Annotated in this window: 17 protein-coding genes; 11 read left to right on the forward strand and 6 right to left on the reverse strand. The window is 76.0% G+C overall.

Annotated features, from left to right (window positions below; all coding sequences use genetic code 11):
* Positions 1–35: 35 nt before the first annotated feature.
* The 3 genes from ACFVHB_RS26415 to ACFVHB_RS26425 all read right to left on the reverse strand — a co-directional run bounded on the left by ACFVHB_RS26415 (position 36) and on the right by ACFVHB_RS26425 (position 2,830).
* Positions 36–1,334, reverse strand: a complete 1,299-nt coding sequence (locus ACFVHB_RS26415; RefSeq protein ID WP_380327172.1) for an NAD(P)-binding domain-containing protein — start codon at positions 1,332–1,334, stop codon at positions 36–38.
* Positions 1,335–1,584: 250 nt separating this feature from the next.
* Complete coding sequence (locus ACFVHB_RS26420) at positions 1,585–2,394, reverse strand: alpha/beta hydrolase (protein ID WP_380327175.1); 810 nt, start codon at positions 2,392–2,394, stop codon at positions 1,585–1,587.
* An 82-nt stretch (positions 2,395–2,476) separates the two neighbouring features.
* Complete coding sequence (locus ACFVHB_RS26425; RefSeq protein ID WP_380327178.1) at positions 2,477–2,830, reverse strand: DUF6401 family natural product biosynthesis protein; 354 nt, start codon at positions 2,828–2,830, stop codon at positions 2,477–2,479.
* A 170-nt stretch (positions 2,831–3,000) separates the two neighbouring features.
* On the opposite strand from ACFVHB_RS26425, the gene ACFVHB_RS26430 reads away from it, so the two are divergent.
* The 5 genes from ACFVHB_RS26430 (at position 3,001) to ACFVHB_RS26450 (ending at position 7,833) form a co-directional block, all read left to right on the forward strand.
* Positions 3,001–3,927 carry an LLM class F420-dependent oxidoreductase gene (locus tag ACFVHB_RS26430; RefSeq protein WP_380327180.1) on the forward strand — a complete coding sequence of 309 codons (927 nt, stop codon included), beginning with the start codon at positions 3,001–3,003 and terminating at the stop codon, positions 3,925–3,927.
* Positions 3,928–4,276: 349 nt separating this feature from the next.
* A complete protein-coding gene (locus ACFVHB_RS26435) occupies positions 4,277–4,882 on the forward strand; it encodes an AAA family ATPase (RefSeq protein ID WP_380327183.1) in 606 nt (201 codons plus the stop codon).
* Positions 4,883–5,183: 301 nt separating this feature from the next.
* Positions 5,184–6,200 (forward strand): zinc metalloprotease, encoded by a 1,017-nt coding sequence (locus ACFVHB_RS26440; protein ID WP_380327186.1) that lies wholly within the window; start codon positions 5,184–5,186, stop codon positions 6,198–6,200.
* Positions 6,201–6,480: 280 nt separating this feature from the next.
* On the forward strand, positions 6,481–6,948 hold the full coding sequence (locus ACFVHB_RS26445) for a universal stress protein (protein WP_380327189.1): 468 nt from the start codon (positions 6,481–6,483) through the stop codon (positions 6,946–6,948).
* Positions 6,949–6,993: 45 nt separating this feature from the next.
* On the forward strand, positions 6,994–7,833 hold the full coding sequence (locus ACFVHB_RS26450; RefSeq protein ID WP_380327192.1) for an Fpg/Nei family DNA glycosylase: 840 nt from the start codon (positions 6,994–6,996) through the stop codon (positions 7,831–7,833).
* Positions 7,834–7,897: 64 nt separating this feature from the next.
* On the opposite strand, the gene ACFVHB_RS26455 is transcribed toward ACFVHB_RS26450, so the two are convergent.
* Together ACFVHB_RS26455 and ACFVHB_RS26460 are read right to left on the reverse strand one after the other, a co-directional pair.
* Positions 7,898–8,530, reverse strand: a complete 633-nt coding sequence (locus ACFVHB_RS26455; protein ID WP_380327195.1) for a uridine kinase — start codon at positions 8,528–8,530, stop codon at positions 7,898–7,900.
* A gap of 129 nt (positions 8,531–8,659) precedes the next feature.
* Positions 8,660–9,961 (reverse strand): PQQ-binding-like beta-propeller repeat protein, encoded by a 1,302-nt coding sequence (locus tag ACFVHB_RS26460; protein WP_380327197.1) that lies wholly within the window; start codon positions 9,959–9,961, stop codon positions 8,660–8,662.
* Positions 9,962–10,170: 209 nt separating this feature from the next.
* Between ACFVHB_RS26460 and ACFVHB_RS26465 the strand changes: the two genes are divergently transcribed.
* The 4 genes from ACFVHB_RS26465 to ACFVHB_RS26480 all read left to right on the forward strand — a co-directional run bounded on the left by ACFVHB_RS26465 (position 10,171) and on the right by ACFVHB_RS26480 (position 15,941).
* The gene (locus ACFVHB_RS26465) at positions 10,171–10,632 is read left to right on the forward strand and encodes a hypothetical protein (RefSeq protein WP_380327200.1); all 462 of its coding nucleotides are present in this window, start codon (positions 10,171–10,173) and stop codon (positions 10,630–10,632) included.
* Positions 10,633–10,641: 9 nt separating this feature from the next.
* Complete coding sequence (locus ACFVHB_RS26470) at positions 10,642–13,167, forward strand: SpoIIE family protein phosphatase (protein ID WP_380327203.1); 2,526 nt, start codon at positions 10,642–10,644, stop codon at positions 13,165–13,167.
* Between the two features lie 184 nt (positions 13,168–13,351).
* On the forward strand, positions 13,352–15,010 hold the full coding sequence (locus tag ACFVHB_RS26475; protein ID WP_380327206.1) for a sensor histidine kinase: 1,659 nt from the start codon (positions 13,352–13,354) through the stop codon (positions 15,008–15,010).
* Between the two features lie 259 nt (positions 15,011–15,269).
* Positions 15,270–15,941 carry a response regulator gene (locus ACFVHB_RS26480; protein ID WP_380327208.1) on the forward strand — a complete coding sequence of 224 codons (672 nt, stop codon included), beginning with the start codon at positions 15,270–15,272 and terminating at the stop codon, positions 15,939–15,941.
* A 54-nt stretch (positions 15,942–15,995) separates the two neighbouring features.
* Here ACFVHB_RS26480 and ACFVHB_RS26485 read toward each other — a convergent pair whose 3' ends face one another.
* Positions 15,996–16,427: an Lrp/AsnC family transcriptional regulator gene (locus ACFVHB_RS26485; RefSeq protein WP_380327210.1), complete on the reverse strand. Its 432-nt coding sequence runs from the start codon at positions 16,425–16,427 to the stop codon at positions 15,996–15,998.
* Between the two features lie 70 nt (positions 16,428–16,497).
* Here ACFVHB_RS26485 and ACFVHB_RS26490 point away from each other — a divergent pair, with 70 nt between their 5' ends.
* Positions 16,498–17,166 (forward strand): LysE family transporter, encoded by a 669-nt coding sequence (locus ACFVHB_RS26490; RefSeq protein ID WP_380327212.1) that lies wholly within the window; start codon positions 16,498–16,500, stop codon positions 17,164–17,166.
* A gap of 528 nt (positions 17,167–17,694) precedes the next feature.
* The gene (locus tag ACFVHB_RS26495) at positions 17,695–18,489 is read left to right on the forward strand and encodes a transglycosylase family protein (protein ID WP_380327214.1); all 795 of its coding nucleotides are present in this window, start codon (positions 17,695–17,697) and stop codon (positions 18,487–18,489) included.
* The last annotated feature ends 149 nt before the right edge of the window (positions 18,490–18,638 follow it).

The raw sequence follows: 18,638 nt of genomic DNA on the forward strand, positions 1-18,638 counted from the left end.
CGGCTCCCGTCCTCGTCGGCCGCCCCCGACCAGTGTCACCCCGGTCCCCGGACCCGGCCGCCCCGGGCGGCGGCGGCGATCCGCTCCGCGAGCACCGCCGCGTCCTCGGCCACGCCCAGGAACGTCGCCGACTTCCTGGTCCGCTGCCAGTGCACGCCCATGAAGTGCAGCCCCGGCACCACGATGCTGGACCCGTCCTGCTGGAGCGGGAAGCCCAGCTCGTCGAACGCCCCGGGGAAGTCCGTCCAACTCGCGAAGTCCGGCCGGTACCCGGAAGTGAACACCACCGTCCCGACGGCGGCGAGGTCGAGTTCGGTGACCGGGCGGGCCGTGAACGGGGCGGGTTCCGGCAGCTCCGGGACGGGCCGCCCCTCGCGGGCCCGGGAGCCGGTGATCAGCGCGCGGATCTCGCCGTACCGGGCGTCACCGAAGGCCACCGAGGCGGCGAGGTCGTCGGCGAAGTGCGCGACGCCGTCCTGCGCGCCGAGGAAGTGCCCGGTCAGGCCGACGCCCATGGCCTGCAGCGTCCGGACGTTGAGGTCGTGGCCGCCGTCGCGGCCGCTGCACTGCGGGTTGGCCAGCAGCCGCATCCGCGGGTCGGGCAGGTCGGCGAGCCTGGTGGCGAAGAACGGCGTCTCCACCAGCCAGGCGACGATGTCCCGGCCCTCGACCCGGCGGGGCATCCAGGGGGCGCGCCCGCAGGCCAGGTGCACGGGCCGGCCGGCCCGCGCCAGTTCCTCGGCGATCTGGCAGCCGCTCTGCCCGCTGCCGACCACGAGCACCCCGCCCGGCGCCAGCCGCCCCGGGTTGGCGTACTGCTCCGCGTCGATGATCCGGACGGACGGCGGCAGCGTCGTCCACGCGGGCGGGCGGTGCGGCCGCTGGTAGGCGCCCGAGGCGAACACGAGCTGCGGCGACCGGAACGCACCGCCCGGGGTGGCGAGCCGGAAGCCGCCGCCGGCGCCGCCCTCCACGGGGACGGCCTCGGCGCGGGTGACCTCGACCCCCTCGCGCACGGGTGCCCCGAAGCCCGTCGCGTACGCCGCGAGGTGCCGGACCACCGCGTCCCGGGGCATGAAGCCGTCGGGGGCGTCGCCGTCGTAGGGCGCGCCGGGCAGCCGGACCGTCCAATTCGGGATGACCAGGCAGAAGCTGTCCCACCGGCTCCGCCAGCCCTGGCCGACCCGGCCGCGCTCCAGGACGACGTGCTCGACGTCCGCCCGGGTGAGCTCGTGGCTGAGCGCGAGACCGGCCTGACCGGCACCCACGATGACCACGTCGTGCCACTCGGGCCGGCCGCCGTGGTCGTGGTGCCGCGTGTTTCGGTCGTCCATGGCGAGCCCGGTGATCCGGTCCGCGACAGAACGCGAGCCTGCCGCGTCCATCGATTCTTCCCGGCCCGCTCCCCGGCCGCCACCGGGCGGCGGGACCGGCCATCGGGCTCGGGCAGGGAGGAACGACGGCCAGCACGGACGACGGCCGCCACGGACGACGGCCACAACCGCGGGACGGTACGCGCGCAGCCAGCCCGCGTCAGGCCACCGGCAGCGTCATGCCACCGCCCGCCTCACGCTTCCACCCGGCTCACGCGTCCGTCGGCAAGGCCTGGGCGGGGCGGCGGGGCGCGGCGGCCCGGGGGTGGACGGGCAGGGGGAGGGTGAGGGCGTCGGGGGAGTCGGCGGGCAGGGCCAGGGCGGCGGCGACCTCGGCGGGCAGCTCGCGCAGGCCCAGCAGGCCGGCGCCCAGGCGGGCGGTGGCGCGGTGCCAGTCGCCGATCCGCTGGAGCAGCGCGTGCCCGCTGCCGGTCACGGTGTAGCCGCAGACCCGGGCGCCGGCCTCCCGGCCACGGCCGGCGAAGCGGACGGTGTCGGCGGGCGGGGTCACCTTGTCCCGGTCGCCGTGCAGCATCAGCACGCTGCGCCCGGCCAGCTGCTCGCAGGGGTCCTCCGGCGGGCACCACGGGGCGAGGGCGATCACACCGGTGACGTTGGGGTGGCCGGCCGAGCGCAGCGCCGCCCGCCCGCCCATCGAGTGGCCGACCAGCAGGGTCGGCACGTGCCCCAGCTCCTCGGCGAGGTCGCCGAGCGCGGCACCGGTGTCCCGGGCGGCGTCGGCGCGCTCGCCGTTCCAGCCGCGGTGGCGGTAGCGGACGGTGCCGATCGCCACGCCCGCGCCCGCGGTCTCGCGGCGCAGCGCGCGGACGAATCCGGTCATCCGCAGGGCGGGCAGGTTGATCGGGCCGGGCCGGGTGAGGCTGTGCTCCTCGCCGCCGTGCAGGACCAGCACCGCGGCGGCCGGCCGCTCCGGCAGCTCGCGCCAGACCAGCGCGCGGTGCCCGCCCGTGCTGCTCTCACGGCCCGTTCTGACCGTGCCCGACGCGTTGTTCCCGCTCACCGTGTACCGTCCCGCCCCGCCGTCCGTCTCGTGGACCGCCACTGTACGCGCACCGCGCCGGGCGCCGGGTGCCCGCGCGTTCTCAGGGGGCGAGCAGGCCCTGCTCGCGGGCGAGCCAGCAGACGGCGGTCAGCCGCTGCACGGCGTAGTCGTGGCCCACCGGCTCCAGTCGGCCGGTCTCGGCGAGCGCGTCCAGCAGGCCGAGCGCGTAGGCCGACAGCTCCGCGCGGTCCAGCGGCCGGGGCGCCAGCTCCGGCCCCTGCGCGTGCAGCAGCTCGCGGATCTGCGCGGCGTGCTGGTCGACCGCCGCGACGAAGCCGGGCGCGGCGGCGAACTCGGCGAGCCGCGGGGTGAAGGCGGCGACGATCCCGGGCAGCGGGCAGCCGGCCGGCTGGTCGGGGAGGAGCCGGTGCGACTCGTCGGGCGTGGCGGACATCCGTCCACGGTAGGCGAGCCGACCCCCGGTCCGGGCCGCCCGGCCTGAGACCTTGGCCACCCGTGGCGCCCGGGGCCGCCCCCGGACGGTGGCCCGAACCCGCCGGTCGCCCCCGGCCCGGCCCGCCGACGTGCCGGGAGACCGGGGTCCTCCGTACCAGAATGGCCCTCATGGATCTTCGAGTGTTCACCGAACCCCAGCAGGGCGCGAGCTACGAGACCCTGCTGAGGGTCGCCCGGACCGCCGAGCAGCTCGGCACCTTCAGCGCCTTCTTCCGCTCCGACCACTACCTCAAGATGGGCGGGGTGAGCGGCCTGCCGGGCCCGACCGACGCCTGGATCACCCTGGCCGGCCTCGCCCGGGACACCAGCACCATCCGGCTCGGCACCCTGATGACCGCCGCGACCTTCCGGCTGCCCGGCGTCCTCGCCATCCAGGTCGCCCAGGTCGACGCGATGAGCGGCGGCCGGGTCGAGCTGGGTCTCGGCGCCGGCTGGTACGAGGCGGAGCACACCGCCTACGGCATCCCGTTCCCGAAGGAGAAGTTCGGCCGGCTGGAGGAGCAGCTGGCGATCGTCACCGGGCTCTGGAGCACCAAGCTCGGCGACACCTTCGACTTCGCCGGGGAGTACTACACGCTGACCGACTCGCCGGCGCTGCCCAAGCCCGTCCAGGAGCGGATCCCGATCCTGATCGGCGGCAAGGGCCCGACCCGCACCCCGGCGCTGGCGGCCCGCTTCGCCGACGAGTTCAACCTGCCGTTCACCTCGGTGGAGGAGAGCGCCGCCCAGTTCGCCAGGGTCCGCGCCGCCGTCGAGCGGGCCGGCCGGGCGGCCGGGGCCTTGGTGTACTCCAACGCCCTGGTCGCCTGCGTCGGCCGGGACGACGCCGAGGTGGCCCGCCGGGCCGCCGCGATCGGCCGCGACGTGGACGAGCTGAGGGCCAACGGCCTGGCCGGCACCCCCGACGAGGTGGTGGCGAAGCTCGGCCGCTACGCCGAGGTCGGCACCGAGCGGGTCTACCTGCAGATCCTCGACCTGGACGACCTCGACCACCTGGAGCTGATCGCCGCCCGGGTCGCCCCGCAGCTGGGCTGACGGCGCCCGGGGCCCGTGCGGTCCATGCCCGCACCGCCACCACCCCCCGACCGAGGACCCGGCGGGTCCGGCCGAGGACCGGGGTGGCGGCGGTGCGGTGCTGTGAGCGGACGGTGAAGGGGCTCGGCCGACCCGGCGCTGACCACTAGTCTTTACTCTCTCTTGGAGGAGGGAAGGCTCCCTCCGACAGGCGCAGGTCGGGGGAGCGGGCCCGGGGGAGTCAGGGGGAGTACCGGTGGTCGAGGCGAGGGTGTCCGGGACGGGCCCGTCCGGAACGGGGCTGTCCGGGGCTCAGCTGCCCGTGCGGAGACAGGGGTGCGGCGCGTCGCCGGCGGTCGGCGCGGGGCCGGTGCTGCGCCCGCGCGGGCTGCACGACCTGCGGCGCGCCGGCCGGCCGGGCGGACCGGGGCAGCCGCCGGCCGCCCTGCACTACCGGGCCGACGACGTCCTGGTCGTCTCCGGCATGCCGGGCAGCGGCAAGAGCACCCTGATGCGCCGGTGCATCACGGCCCGGCTGGTCGACTCCCAGCAGGTGCGCGAGGAGTTCGCGGCCCGGCTGCCGGCCTGGCTGCCGTACTTCGTCTACCGTCCGCTGGTCCGAGCCGCGCACTACCGGCGGCTGCGCCGTGCGGTGCTCGGCGGCGGGCCGCTCGCGGTGCACGACTGCGGGGCACTGCCCTGGGTGCGCCGCTGGGTGACCAGGGCGGCGGCCCGGCAGGGGCGGCGGGTGCACCTGATCCTGCTGGACGCCAGCGCGGGCGAGGCCAGGGAGGGCCAGTGCGCCCGCGGGCAGCGGGTCTCCGCGTACGCCTTCGCGCGGCACCGCGAGTCCGCCCGGCGGCTGCGCCGCAGGCTGGCGGGGACGGGGGAGCCGCCGGCGGGCTGTGCGTCGGCCGTGGTACTCGACCGGGCCGGCGCGCGCGCCCTGCGGGAGATCGTCTTCGTGGCGTCGTAGTCTCGGCGAGGCGGTGCGGGGCCGCCCGCCGACCCGTCCGGGCGGCCCTCCGGGGTGCCTGCGGGGCGGACGGAGTGTCAATTTTCGGACAGATCCAGGACGTTGCCGCGATCGGATGGCACAGGAAATGCGCCACCTGTGGCCGGTACCGGCCGATCAGGCTTCCGGGTTATGTCCGATTTGTCGTCAGAACTTTCAGGCCGGAAGAGAACTGACGCGTACACGTGGCCCTGCGTAGCCTTAGGCTCCGGCGGCTCCCCCAACGGCCGCCACCCCCCACAACTCCCCCTCAGGAGCGCAGATGCGTCGTTCTGCCCGCGTCCCCTCGCGTGTCCCCCGCAGATTCCTCAGCGCCGCCGCCCTCGTCGCCGCCCTCGGGCTCAGCCAGTTCGCCGCACCCGCCTCGTTCTCCACCGCCGCCGCCCAGGCACCGGCCCAGTGCGTCGGCGGGGAGAGCGCGGACGACGCGGCGGGAACGGACGCGGCCGCCCGCAAGCCCGCGGGAAGCACCGCCGGTCACGAGCCCAACGCCATCACCGACGCCCAGGCCAAGGTCATGGACGCCGACCTGCAGGCCCGCGTCGCCCAGCTGGCCCACTCCTCCCAGGGCAGCGCGCTGCTCGCCCCCGGCACGCTGGCCGCCGCCACCACCATCCCGGTGTACGTGCACGTCATCCACTCCGGGACGACCGGCAAGCTCAGCGCGACCACCATCGCCAAGCAGATCGCCGTCCTCAACGCCGCCTACGGGGGCCAGGGCACGGGCAACACCGCGAGCCAGTTCCAGTTCCAGTTGGCCGGAACCGACTACACCGACAACGCGACCTGGTACAACGGCATCACCCCGGGCTCCTCGGCCGAGAGCGCGATGAAGAGCTCGCTGCGCAAGGGCGGCGCCGGCACCCTCAACCTCTACACCGCCAAGCTCGGCCAGTCGCTGCTCGGCTGGGCGACCTTCCCGAGCTCCTACCGGTCGAACCCGAGCGACGACGGCGTGGTCATCCTCGACTCCTCGTTCCCGGGCGGCTCGGCGGCCAACTACAACGAGGGCGACACCGCCACCCACGAGGTCGGTCACTGGCTCGGGCTGTACCACACCTTCCAGGGCGGCTGCGGCGGCCAGGGCGACTACGTCTCCGACACCCCGGCCGAGAAGAGCGCCGCCTACCAGTGCCCGGCGGGCCGCGACACCTGCACCGCCACCGGCCTCGACCCGATCCACAACTTCATGGACTACACCTACGACTCGTGCATGACGCAGTTCACCCCCGGCCAGGTCGCCAGGATGTCCAACTCCTGGGCCGCCTACCGGGCCTGACGGCCTCGGGCCGTCCGAAACCCTGGCGGGTGCGTGGGGCAACGGGGCCCGCGCACCCGCCAGTACCAGTTCCGCGGCGCGCCCGGCCGGCCTCCCGCTGCCCGCGAGTCGGATCCGCGGGTCGGATCCGTGGGTCGGCCCCGCGAGTTCGGCCCCGCGAGTTCGGCCCCGCGGGCGCGGCTCCGGCGTGGCCAGCGGTGGCGGAATGTCCCAGTTGATCTATGTTCGGGGAGTCAGCGGCAGGCGAAGCCGAAGTAGCAGTCGAGCAAGGAGCAGCGGCATGGCCAACAACGCGAACCCCCGGATCGTCGTCGGCGTGGACGGCTCGCCCGCCTCCGAGCAGGCGCTGCGCTGGGCCGTCGACTACGCCCGGATGGCCGGCGGCAGCGTCACCGCGATCGCCGCCTGGGAGTACCCCGCGTTCTACGGCTGGGCCGGGCTGAGCGTGCCCCCGGCGGAGGGCTTCAACCCCGAGGAGCTGGCCGGCCGGACCCTCTCCGCGACCGTCGCCAAGGTGGTCGGGGACGGCCCCGAGGTCCGGATCACCGAGGCCGTCCTGCCCGGCAACGCCGCCCAGGCCCTGCTGGAGGCGGCCGCCGGCGCGGCGCTGGTCGTGGTCGGCAGCCGCGGCCTCGGCGGGTTCTCCGGCGCGCTGCTCGGCTCGGTCAGCCGGCACCTCACCGAGCACGCGCCCTGCCCGGTGGTCGTGGTCCGCGACGGCCAGGTGCCCGGCCGGGCCGCCGGATGACGGCGCCCTCCGCACCGGACCGCCGCACGGAGGCAGGATGGAACCATGCCAGAAGGTGACTCCGTCTACCGCGCGGCCGCCCGGCTGCACGACGCGCTGGCCGGGCAGGTGCTGACCACCGCCGACCTGCGGGTGCCCGCGCACGCCACCGCCGGCCTCGCCGGACGGCGGGTGCTCGAGGTCGCCCCGCGCGGCAAGCACCTGCTCACCCGCCTGGAGGGCGGCCTCACCCTGCACACCCACCTGCGGATGGACGGCCGCTGGGAGGTCTACCGCCCCGGCGAGCGCTGGGCCGGCGGTCCCGCCTGGCAGATCCGCGCCGTCCTCGGCACCGAACGGGGCACCGCGGTCGGCTACCGGCTGCCGGTCGTCGAACTGCTCCGCACCGCCGACGAACAGCGCGCCGTCGGCCACCTCGGCCCCGACCTGCTCGGCCCCGACTGGGACCCGGCCGAAGCCGTCCGCCGGCTCCTCGCCCACCCCGGCCGGCCCGTCGCCGAGGCCCTGCTCGACCAGCGCAACCTGGCCGGGATCGGCAACGTCTACGCCAACGAACTCTGCTACCTCGCCGGCGTCACCCCGTGGACCCCGGTCGGCGAACTGCCGCGCCCCGACCGGCTGGTGGAACGGGCCCGGCAGATCCTCGACGCCAACCGGCTGCGCCCCGGCCACGTCACCACCGGCGACACCCGGCGCGGCCACCAGCACTGGGTCTACGGGCGTGCCGGGCGGCCCTGCCCGCGCTGCGGGACGCAGGTGCTGACGGCGGGCCAGGGCACCCCGCCGCAGGAGCGGGTGGCGTTCTGGTGCCCGTACTGCCAGCACGGACCGGCCCCGGAATCCGGGACCGCCGGACCCGCCGGGGGCCGGCCACGGCCGGTCTGACCAGGTGCGTCCGCGGGATGCCCTCGTGCCCGGCGGCCGGGCGCAGCGCGTCCCGCGGGAGTCGTCAGGCCCGCGCGATCGCCGGGTGGCGCGGGTCGTCGACCCGGACGGTGACGTCGGCGGCCTCGGCCGGGGCGGTCTCCGCCTCGTAGCGGGCGAACGCCGGCAGCGTCCACTGCTCCTCCGGCGGCGTCCGGCGGGCCAGCGCGGCCGGGGACAGCGCCAGATGGACGGTCAGCTCCAGCGGCAGCCAGCGGCCGAGCAGCAGCGCGCCGTCCAGCAGCAGCACCCCGCCGGGCGGCAGCTCGGTGTACGGCGCGCGGGTCGAACGGTCGGTCACCGGGTCGCGCAGCGAGGGCAGGACGCGGCCGCTGCCGCCGGACTCCAGCGGGTCCAGCACCTCGCGCAGCAGGGCGCCGTCGTCCAGCCAGAGGTCGTGGAAGGCGTCCGCGTCCCGCTTGCCGTACTCCAGCCGCACCGACGCCGGGCGGAGGAAGTCCGCGGCCGAGACGCGCAGCGTCGGGCGGCCGCGCAGCCGCAGCGGCTCGACCAGGGCGTCCGCCAGCTCCCCCGGCCGGGCCGCGGCGGCGCCGTCCACCGCCACCCGCAGCCACCGCTCGCCGGCCCCGGGGAGCTCGGCGATGCGGTCGGCGAGGAGTTCGGTGAGCCGGTCGGGCGAGATCGGGTGTACCTGCATCCGCCCATCCTGCCCGCTGGGGGCGGTCACGCGTGCGGCGTTTTCCGCGGCGCCGGACACACCCGCGTGCACGGGCTGCGGACACGCCCGCGTGCACGGCCCCGGTGCGCCTCCGTCGGCCCCCGGGCCTCAGCCCAGCGGCAGGGCGTGCAGTATGTCGTCGTGGCCCGCGTACAGGTGGGTGGCGTCGCAGGACAGCGACCAGACGTCGACGCCCGGGCCCGAGTCGCGGAACGTCCACCGCTCCTCCCCGGTGGCGGCGTCGAGCGCGCGGACGCCCGCGGCCGCCGGCCCCGGTACGTACAGGTTCGGCCCGGCCGGCAGCGGGCGGCTGCGGCGGTCCAGCCGGAACGGCAGCCGGTGCGACCAGAGCCTGGCGCCGGTCTCCACGGCGTGCGCGACGACCACGCCGTCGTCCCGGGGGAGGAACACCCGGGTGCCGTCGGCGACCGGCGGGAGGAAGCGCCACTCCTCGGACGGACCGGGCGCCGCCGACCAGTGCGGAGTGCCGTCCTCCAGCCGCAGCGCCCGCAGCCCGGCCGGTCCCGCGTTGGTGTAGACGTGCTGCCCGCTCGCGACGGCCCAGCTCGTGCTCTCCTCGGCGGGCACCGCCCAGACCGGCTTGCCGGTGGCCGTCTCCAGCAGCACCAGCCGGGCGTCGGTGCCGTAGGACTCGAGCAGCGGGACGTGACCGCCGGCCGAGGTGACCGGGGAGAGCGGCCGTTCATTGATGGAGGGGCGGCTCCACAGCACGGCCTGGTCCGGGTGGCGCACCGCGAACAGGTGCTGGGTGCCGTCGGCCGTGAACGGCCGCGATTCCGCCCGGCCGAAGACGACGTCCCCGTCGCAGCCGAACAGCGTGATGGTGCTGCCCAGCTGCTCCGGCAGCGGCACGCTCCACCGCGCCGCCGGGTCGCCGAGCCGCCGGCCGTCGACGTGGCCGTGCGAGCTGGTGAACACCCGGTCGCCGCCGATCACCACCCGGCTGTCCGGAAGCCCGACGTCGCTCGGCCAGTCACTCTTGGGCACCGGGAACTCCAGCGTCCGCTGCACCGCGCCGGTGGCGGGGTCGAGCACCTGGAGCCCGGACCGGGAGAAGAAGACCGGCTGGCCGGGCCGTTCGCTCAACCGCTCCGGCGTCATCGCCTCCGGGCCCCGGTACGTCCAGACGGGCTCCGGGCCGGTGAGCCGGGTCGGCCGCGGCTTCGGCGGCGCGGGGTCCGCCCCGCCGCCGGACCGGGTGAGCGCCCACAGCGCCCCGCCCGCCGCCAGCACCCCGGCCCCGGCCAGCAGCCGCCGCCGGCTCAGCCAGGGCCCGCCGTCCTCCCCGGCGCCCCCGCTCAGCACCTCCGCCGGCGGCTCCGCGGTGCCGTCCGCGTCGCCGTCCCACTGCCACGAAGCGCCACCGTCCTGCCCCTCCCGCCCGGGCACACGCGCTGCGGAACGGTCGGACGTCGCCGGCTGCATCTTCGCTACTCACTTCCCCCGGGGCGGCCGCTTCGCCGCACCTCGCGGCCGAGAATACCGAAGCGCCCCCTTTGGTTCGCGGGCGCCCGTGCGTGGTTGCCGCTCCGTCAGCGGGGGCCGTGGGCTGTGCCGCGCAGTCCGAATCCGCCGAGCGGGCGCCGGGGAGGCGGCCGGTGAACGCCCCGGTCACCCGCGCGGCCGGGCGCCGCCACCGGCTCGCCCGGCCCCTGGCGAACGCGCTGGACCCGGCCGGGGGCGCGCAGTGCAACGCCGACACGGACTTCGACGTCCGCCGGCGGGACGTGCCGCTCAACGACGGACGGCCCGACGTGGTCGTCCACCGGGCCGACAGCAGCGACATCGCGCCGACCGGGCCGGAGCACGTGGTGCTGGTGGTGGAGGTCGTCCCGCCCGGCTCGGAGACCACCGCCCTGAGGTTGACCACGGTGGTCGGCCCGGGCGCCGAGCCGGTGTCGCGGCCGGCGGCGTGGCGTCGGGTGGGCGGCATGCCGACCATGCTCGCGCAACCGGTGCCCGTGGGCACGCCGGCCCTCGTGAGCACGCCGGCGCTCGTGGGCACCCGGCACCCGTGGGCACGCCGGGCTCGCCTTGACAGTCTCTTGACCCGGGCGTAGCAAGAGAGCATGCGCCAGGGTGTGCCGGCGGGCCGGGCCGGTCCGCACGTGAACGATGGTGCCCGGACGGCGCGATCAGCTCCGAACCGCCCCGGGGAGGTCGATGCCGCCGCCAGGGCGGCGCACGAGCGGGACGCGCTGCTCGCCACCGCCGTCCGCGACGCGCTCGGCGGCACCGACGCCTACGGCGGGATGGTCTACCTGCGCTCGCGCGACCGGCGCTCGCTGGTGCTCTGCACCATCGCGGGCGTGCCGCTGTCGATCGTCAGCGCCTTCCGCCGGGTCGCCGCGGCCGGGCCGCTGCCGGTGGCGGTCAGTTACCGCACCGGGCGGACGGTCACGCTCGCCGACTCCGAGGACACCATGCGACGGTTTCCGCAGCTGGCCGTCGGCATGCCCTACGACTTCGCCTCCGCCTGCGTCCCGGTGACGGCCGGCGAGGAGCGGTACGGGGTGCTCAGCGTGCTCTGGCCGGCCTCCGTCGACGAGGTCTCCGAGGACGCCCGGCGGCAGCTGCGGGCGGTGGCCGACCGGCTCGCGGCCGGGCTGGCCGGCCTGGAGGAGGGCGGGCACCCGGTCGAGCCGAACGGCGACACCGCCGTGGTGGAGCTGGTCCCGGCCACCCCGCCGACCACCCGGGTCGGCCTGTTCGACTGGAACGTGGCCACCGGGGCGCTCTCCGCCGACGACCAGTTCTGCGAGATCTTCGGCCTCGACCCGGCCGCGTTCGACGGCCGCGCGGCCACCCTGACCACCCGGATCGCCCCCGGTGACCTGCCGGACTTCCGGGCCGCCGCCCGCGCCGCGCTCGACGACGGCCGGATGCTGGCCGCGCGCGTCCGGGTGCTGGACCGGGACGGCCACCCGTACCCGGTCGAACTCTGGGCCCGCGTCCCCGAGGGCGGCCCGGACGGCCGCACCCACCTGGTCGGCGCCGTCCTGGACACCCGGACCGGCACGGCCGCCGCGGCCGCCGTCGAGCGGCTGCGCGAGGGCGTCTTCTCGCTCGACCCGGACGGCCGGATCACCTACGCCAACCGCAGCGTCGAGCTGCTGCTGCACGCCCGCCGCGAGGACCTGGTCGGCCACCACCCGTGGGAGGTGCTGTCCTGGCTCTCCGACCCGGTGTACGAGAACCGCTACCGGGCCGCCATGCTCTCCCAGCAGCCCACCGCCTTCCTGGCCGCCCGCCCGCCGGACGACTGGTTCGCGTTCTCGCTCTACCCCGACGCGCACGGCGTCACCGGCCGGGTGGTCGCCGCCGAGCCGCCGCCCGGCACGGCCGAGCGGCCGCCCGAGCCCCCGCTGGGCGCCCCGACCGGCGTCGGCGGCATGTACCACCTGCTCCAGCTGGCCAGCGCGCTCAGCGAGGCCGTGTCCGTCCGCGAGGTCTGCCGGGCCGTCGCCGACGAGATCCTGCCGGCCTTCGGCGGCCAGGAGCTGGCCATCTACGCCGTCCGGGACAAGCGGCTCCACCTGATCTCGCAGTCCGGTTACCCCGACGGCTTCCTCGACAGTTTCGAGGGCACCCCGATCGGCGCCCGCATCCCCGGTGCCGAGGCGCTCAGCACGGGCACGCCGATCTTCTTCGAGTCCGTCCACCAGCTCGCCGCCGCCTACCCCGGCATCGCCCTGGACGAGATGCGGGCCTGGGCCTTCCTGCCGCTGATCGCCTCCGGCCACCCGGTGGGCAGCTGCATCCTCGGCTTCGACGAGCCCCGCGCCTTCACCGTCGAGGACCGCGGCCTGATGACCGCGCTCGGCGGCTTCATCGCCCAGGCCCTGGAGCGCGCCCGGCTGTACGACGCCGAGTTCGCCCTCGCCCGCGGCCTCCAGCAGGCCCTGCTGCCGCACCGGCTGCCGAACCTGAAGGACATCCGGATCGCCGCCCGCTACCTGCCCGGCACCCAGGGCATGGAGATCGGCGGCGACTGGTACGACGCGATCGTCACCGGCCGCGACCTCTGCCTGGTCATCGGCGACGTCGAGGGGCACAGCGTCGGCGCCGCCGCCACCATGGGACAGCTGCGCAGCGCGGTGCGGGCCTTCGCCACCGGCGGCCACCCGCCGGAGGAGGTGCTCGTCCGCACCAACCAGCTGCTGCTCGACCTCGACCCCGGGCTGCTCGCCAGCTGCTGCCTGATCCGGCTCACGCCCGCCGAGGGCACCGCGCTGATCGCCCGCGCCGGCCACCTCCCGCCCGTGCTCTGCCACCCCGACGGGCACGCCGAGGCGCTGTACGTCCCGGGCGGCCCGCTGCTCGGCGTCGACCAGTGGGCCGAGTACCCGGTCAGCGAGTTGCGGCTGGAGCGGGGTTCGCTGCTGGCCCTCTACACGGACGGGCTGGTGGAGGACCCGGCGGTGGCGATCGACGAGGGCGTGGACCGGTTGCGCGCCGCCCTCGCGCGCGCCGCCGCCGGGACGGTGGAACGGGCCGGGGAGGGGCTGGACCGGATGGCCGAGTGGCTGGTGCACGAGGTCGGGTCCACGCACCGGGTGGACGACGTGGCGCTGCTGCTCACCGCGTACGGCTGATCGCCGCGTGCGGCTGTTCACCGCGTACGGCTGAGGGGTCGGCAACCCCGTCTTCCGTCAGGGGTGCGGGTGCGACTTTCGTCGGGGTCGGGAAGCGACGAAGGGTGAAGGTGGCGGGGCGGCCGGCTTCGCTAGCCTCGGTCGGGTGGATGCGCTGGCGAGGGCCTGGTCGAAGGCGGTACGAGTGGCGTTTCCCGGGCCCTGGCGGCCCGGGCTGGTGGTGCGTGAGCTGGGCGGCGCGCTGCTGCTGGGCGTGCTCGCCACGCTGATGGAGGTCGCCGGCGACTCCGGCCTCTGGCTGGTCTCCGGGCCGGTCGTCGCCCTGCTCTTCCTGCTCCGGCGCGGCCTGCCCGCGACCGTCCTGGTGCTGACCGCCACCCTGAGCGGCTGGGCCGCCGGGCCGCTGCCGCTGCTGGCCTGCGCGGGCTGGTCGGCCGGTGCCCGGGTGAAGCGGGTCGCGCTGCTGGCCGGTTCGTTCACCGGCGGGTTCCTGCTGATGACGGCGACGGGCGTGGTGAAGGACGTCGGCACGGCCCCGCTCAAGCTGATGTTCGGGGTGTCGCTGGGCGGCTTCCTGCTGCTCGCGGTGCTGCCCGCGCTCTGGGGCCGCTACCGGGCGCAGCGCCGTGCGCTGCTGGACGCGCTGCGCGAGCGCAACGACCAGCTGCTGCGCGAGCGCGTCATGGTCGCGCACCAGGCGCGGCTGCGCGAACGGCACCGGATCGCCCAGGACATGCACGACAGCCTGGGCCACCAGCTGGCCCTGATCTCCGTCCACTCCGGTGCCCTGGAGGTCGACCGCACCCTCACCGACCGGCAGCGGGAGGCGGTCGGCGTGCTGCGGCTGGCCGCCGTCTCGGCGATGCGCGAGCTGCGCGAGGTGGTCGGGGTGCTGCACGACGAGTCGACCGCCCGGCCGTCCGCGCCGGTGGCCGGTGCGGTGGCCGGCGCCGGCCGGACCGGCGGCCTGGACGGGATCGGCAAGCTGGTCGAGTCCTCCCGGGCGGCCGGGACGGTGGTCTCCTTCGGCGAGGACGGCGAGCGCCGTCCGCTCGCCGCCAACGTCGGCCACGCCGCGTACCGGATAGTCCAGGAGGCGCTGACCAACGCGCACAAGCACGCGCCCGGCGCGCCGATCGCCGTCGCGCTGCGGTACGAGCCGGACGCGCTGGTCGTGGAGGTCGCCAATCCGCGGGCGCCCGAACCGGCCGGAGTCCCGGCGGGCGGCGGCACGGTGGTGGTCAGCGGCGGCCAGGGGCTGACCGGCCTGCGCGAGCGGGCCCGGCTGGTCGGCGGGATGGTGCACGCCGGGCCGACGCCCGAGGCGGGCTTCCGGCTCGCCGCCGTGCTGCCGTACGAGGGTGCCGGGGCCGCGGCGGACGGGGCGGCGGCCGTGTCCGCGGACCTCGCGGGCGGCGCGGAGGCGTGGCTGCTGGACGGGCTGCCGGGGGCGGACGGCGAGCCGGGTGCCCGGCGCCGCCGCAGCCCCGCGATCGGGTGCGCGCTCGGCGGGGGCCTCGTGCTGCTCACCGTCCTCGGCCTGCTGGTGTGGGGCGTGCTGTCCTTCGTCCAGGCCTCCAAGGAGGCGACGGTCCCGCGGTCGCTGTACGACTCGATCGAGGTCGGCACCGCACAGACCGAGGTGGAGCGCAGACTCCCGCCCGGCAACGGGTTCTTCACCCAGGACTACGTGGGCAGCGGACCGGACCGGCCCGAGGGCTCGACCTGCCGCTATTTCCTCTCCGGCGAGGCGAGTGACCACTGGGGCGAGGACAACCTCGTCCGGTTCTGCTTCAAGGACGGCGTGCTGGTGGAGAAGCTGCACTTCGTGGCGAAGTCCTGAGTCCGGTGGAGCCCTGAGCCCGGCTCTCGACGGATCCGTTCTTCGCGCGTTCGCCGCCCGCGCTCGCCCGGCTCGGGTGCGGGCGAGGGCGGTGCGGGTGCGGCGGCGGGGGAGGGCGCGGGCGGCAGCCCGGTGCGCCCGGTGCGCCGATCGCCCCGACCCGGCTGTCCGACCGGGCCCGGGCGGGAGGGGCGGGGGCAGGAGGTGTGAGGATGGTGCGCAGCAGTGCCACCCGCACCGATCGAGGGGACGACCAGCAGTGATCCGAGTCCTCGTCGCCGACGACGAGCCGCTCATCCGGGCCGGGATCAGGATGATCCTGTCCTCCGCCGACGACATCGACGTGGTCGCCGAGGCCGCCGACGGCCGGCAGGCCGTGGACCTCGCCCTCGCCCACAGGGTCGACGTCGTGCTGCTGGACATTCAGATGCCGGTGATGGACGGGCTCACGGCGCTCGGGGAGCTGCGCCGGGTGGTGCCCGCCGCGCGGGCGCTGGTCCTCACCACCTTCGGCGAGCGCGACAACGTGCTGCGCGCCGTCACCGAGGGCGGCGCCGGGTTCCTCCTCAAGGACACCGCGCCGGCCGAGCTGATCCAGGCCGTCCGGGCCGCCGCCACCGGGAACGCCTTCCTCTCGCCCGCCGCCACCCGGCACATCGTGGACTCGCTGGCGGGTGGCGGCGGCGCCGGCCCGGCCGCGGCGCGGGGTGCGGCCGCCCGGCGTCGGCTGGAGGTGCTGACCGGGCGTGAGCTGGAGGTGTTGGCCCTGTTGGGTGAGGGGCTCTCCAACGCGGACGCGGGCGCCCGGATCCACATGAGCGAGGCGACGGTGAAGACGTACGTCAGCCGGATCCTGGCCAAGCTGGGCTGCGAGAACCGGGTGCAGGCGGCGTTGCTGGCACGGGACGCGGGGCTGGACGGCGGGAGCTGACCTCTCCTTCCGCCTGCGCCCCCTACTCGGCCCCGCTTCCCACGGGTGGCGCGTTCAGCGGTCGGCGATCCGCAGGGCGAGGCGGGTGTTGGAGTGGGCGACGCCCGCCTCGTGCTTGAGCCGGCGCAGCAGCTGGTCGAGCCCGGCGGCGTCGGGGACGCGGGCCCGCAGCAGGTAGTCGTACTCGCCGGTGACGTGGGCGGTCTCGGTGACGCCGGGCAGCCGCAGGGCCAGCGTCTCGAAGGTGTCGCTGTCCGTCTCCGGGCGCAGCCGGACGTCGATGAAGACGGTCAGGCCCGGGCGGGTGGTGTCCGCGGCCGGGTCGACCAGCGCGGTGAAGCCGCGGATGACGCCGGTGCGGACCAACCGGCGGACCCGGTCGGCCGTCGCGTTGGCGCTCAGGCCCACCCGGGCGCCGAGGTCGCGGTAGGAGATCCGCGCATCCGCGCGCAGTTCACCGAGGATTTCTCTGTCCAGATCGTCCATGCCGCGATTGTCGCGGCCGGGGCCGGAAATCGGCCGCTGATTTCCGTCCGGGTGCGGGACGGTGGCGCGCATGACGGGTGTGACGGGCGTGGCGGGTGCGTGGGTGGCGGGAGCCGGAGCGGGGCTCGGGGTGGCGGTGCCGCTGGGCGCGGTCGGGGTGCTGCTGCTGGAGGAGGGGCGACGCGGGCGCGCGGCGGCGGTGAGCGCGGCGTGTGCGGTGGCCTGCGTGGACATGGCGTACGCGGCGCTCGCCACGGCGCTCGGTGCGCGGCTCGCACCAGCTCTGGCGGGCTGGGAGGGGTGGGCGCGGGCCGGTTCGGCGGTCGTGCTGGTGGTGGTGGCGCTCCGGGGGCTGCTGGGGTTGCGGCGGACGCCGGTGACGGCGGGTGGCGGAGAGGCCGGTGGGCGGGACGCGGGGGAGGCCGCGGCGCCGCCCGGCGGGCCCGGGCGGACCTTCCTGCGGTTCGCCGGGCTGACGGCGGTGAACCCGACCACGGCGCTGTACTTCGCCGCCTTCGTCACGGGCGGCGGCGGCCCCGGCGGCGATCTGACCAGGGGTTTCGGCGGGGTGGCCTTCGTGGCCGGCGTGCTGCTGGCCTCGCTGACGTGGCAGCAACTGCTGGCGGCGGTCGGCGTTTCGGTCGGTGCTCGGCTCTCCCCGCGGGCCCGCAGGCTCACCTACTGCGCCGGATACGGACTGGTCGGGTACTACGCACTGTGCATGGCATGGCCACGGTGAGTAGCAAATGTGGCCGACGCCACGGCCGGCTCGCGCGGAACCGGGAACTCCGGCGGCGGTGATGACGGTCCGTCGGTGATCCGTCACGCTGCGTGGATGGTGTGCGATCTCTGACACGTGGACAGATGTGAGCTGGAGCGCGGCAATTGAACATTCGATCTTGAAAATGCGGTCAAACCTGGTCATTTCGGGTGGGCCTTCATGATCGATACCGCCGGTAACAGTCAACTGACCTGCAACGTCCAGGAATTGCTTGAAGCGGGCCGGGGAGGGCCCGTAGCTTCTTGGGCGGTGCAACGAGCACCACCCGGGTTCACCCCCGATGCACAGCCCGCCGACTGACCTCCGGCGCGAGGGCGGTGCCCGCCGACGCGGCCGGCTCGAACAGGCCGTCGGCGAGCGGGGGTGGCCGGGGCGGCACGGCACGTCGGACGCGTGCGCGGCCGCCCATCGAGTGAGGAGAGCGACGACGGCCCTGCCAAGGGCCTGGTTCCGCCTGCCTGCCCGGGGCTTGCCGAGAGGACATTCATGACAAACCGTCACGAGATCGCCGCTGCCACCACCACCAACACCACCACCGGGAAGCGCCGCAACCGCGCCCGTCTCGTGCTGGCCGGCGGGGTCGTCGCGGCCCTGCCGGTGGCCGGCCTCGTCACGGCCACCTCGGCCTCCGCCGCGCCCACCTCGTCCTGGGACGCCGTCGCCCAGTGCGAGAGCGGCGGCAACTGGAGCATCAGCACCGGCAACGGTTTTTACGGCGGGCTGCAGTTCACCCCGTCCACCTGGGCCGCGTACGGCGGGACCGCGTACGCGCCGCAGGCCAACAGGGCGACCAGGGAGCAGCAGATCTCGGTCGCCGAGAAGGTCCTCGCCTCGCAGGGCCCCGGCGCCTGGCCGGTCTGCTCGGCGAAGGCGGGCCTGTCCAAGGGCGGCGCCCCGGCGGCCGTCGACGCCCCGGCCCCGGCCCCGGCGGCCAGGGCCGCGAACCCCAAGCCCGCGAACCCCAAGCCCGCCGCGCCCAAGAACCAGCAGCAGGCCAAGCCCGCGCAGGCCCAGCCCGCGCAGAAGTCCGCGAAGTCGTCCCCGAAGCCGTCCACGCCGAAGTCGCCGTCCGGGAAGTCCCAGGACGCGGCCAGGCCGTCCACGCCGACCGCCCCGGCCACCAACGCCTCGGGCGGCAGCTACACCGTCAAGAGCGGTGACACCCTGAGCGACATCGCGGCCAAGTTCGGCACCGACACCGCGAGCCTGTACGCCAAGAACGTCAGGACGATCGGCGCCGACCCGGACCTCATCTTCCCGGGCCAGACGCTCGGCCTCTGACGGCCCGTTCCACCCGATCCGAGCGGCCACCCCTGCCGGGGGTGGCCGCTCGGCCGCGTCCGCGCGGCGGACGGGGTAGGCGGCACGCCTCGGCCGATGGGTGACGGTGAGCGGCGCGTCGGCCCCACCGGACGGCCGTGGGCGGCTCG

Source organism: Kitasatospora sp. NPDC127111 (genome assembly GCF_042677465.1).
Lineage (GTDB): Bacteria > Actinomycetota > Actinomycetes > Streptomycetales > Streptomycetaceae > Kitasatospora.

Excerpts from the sequence above, each read along its gene's own strand:
- ACFVHB_RS26415 (WP_380327172.1), bottom strand. The coding sequence starts at position 1,334 with ATGGACGACCGAAACACGCGGCACCACGACCACGGCGGCCGGCCCGAG.
- ACFVHB_RS26425 (WP_380327178.1), bottom strand. The coding sequence starts at position 2,830 with ATGTCCGCCACGCCCGACGAGTCGCACCGGCTCCTCCCCGACCAGCCG.
- ACFVHB_RS26430 (WP_380327180.1), top strand. The coding sequence starts at position 3,001 with ATGGATCTTCGAGTGTTCACCGAACCCCAGCAGGGCGCGAGCTACGAG.
- ACFVHB_RS26440 (WP_380327186.1), top strand. The coding sequence starts at position 5,184 with ATGCGTCGTTCTGCCCGCGTCCCCTCGCGTGTCCCCCGCAGATTCCTC.
- ACFVHB_RS26445 (WP_380327189.1), top strand. The coding sequence starts at position 6,481 with ATGGCCAACAACGCGAACCCCCGGATCGTCGTCGGCGTGGACGGCTCG.
- ACFVHB_RS26450 (WP_380327192.1), top strand. The coding sequence starts at position 6,994 with ATGCCAGAAGGTGACTCCGTCTACCGCGCGGCCGCCCGGCTGCACGAC.
- ACFVHB_RS26455 (WP_380327195.1), bottom strand. The coding sequence starts at position 8,530 with ATGCAGGTACACCCGATCTCGCCCGACCGGCTCACCGAACTCCTCGCC.
- ACFVHB_RS26470 (WP_380327203.1), top strand. The coding sequence starts at position 10,642 with ATGCGCCAGGGTGTGCCGGCGGGCCGGGCCGGTCCGCACGTGAACGAT.
- ACFVHB_RS26485 (WP_380327210.1), bottom strand. The coding sequence starts at position 16,427 with ATGGACGATCTGGACAGAGAAATCCTCGGTGAACTGCGCGCGGATGCG.
- ACFVHB_RS26490 (WP_380327212.1), top strand. The coding sequence starts at position 16,498 with ATGACGGGTGTGACGGGCGTGGCGGGTGCGTGGGTGGCGGGAGCCGGA.
- ACFVHB_RS26495 (WP_380327214.1), top strand. The coding sequence starts at position 17,695 with ATGACAAACCGTCACGAGATCGCCGCTGCCACCACCACCAACACCACC.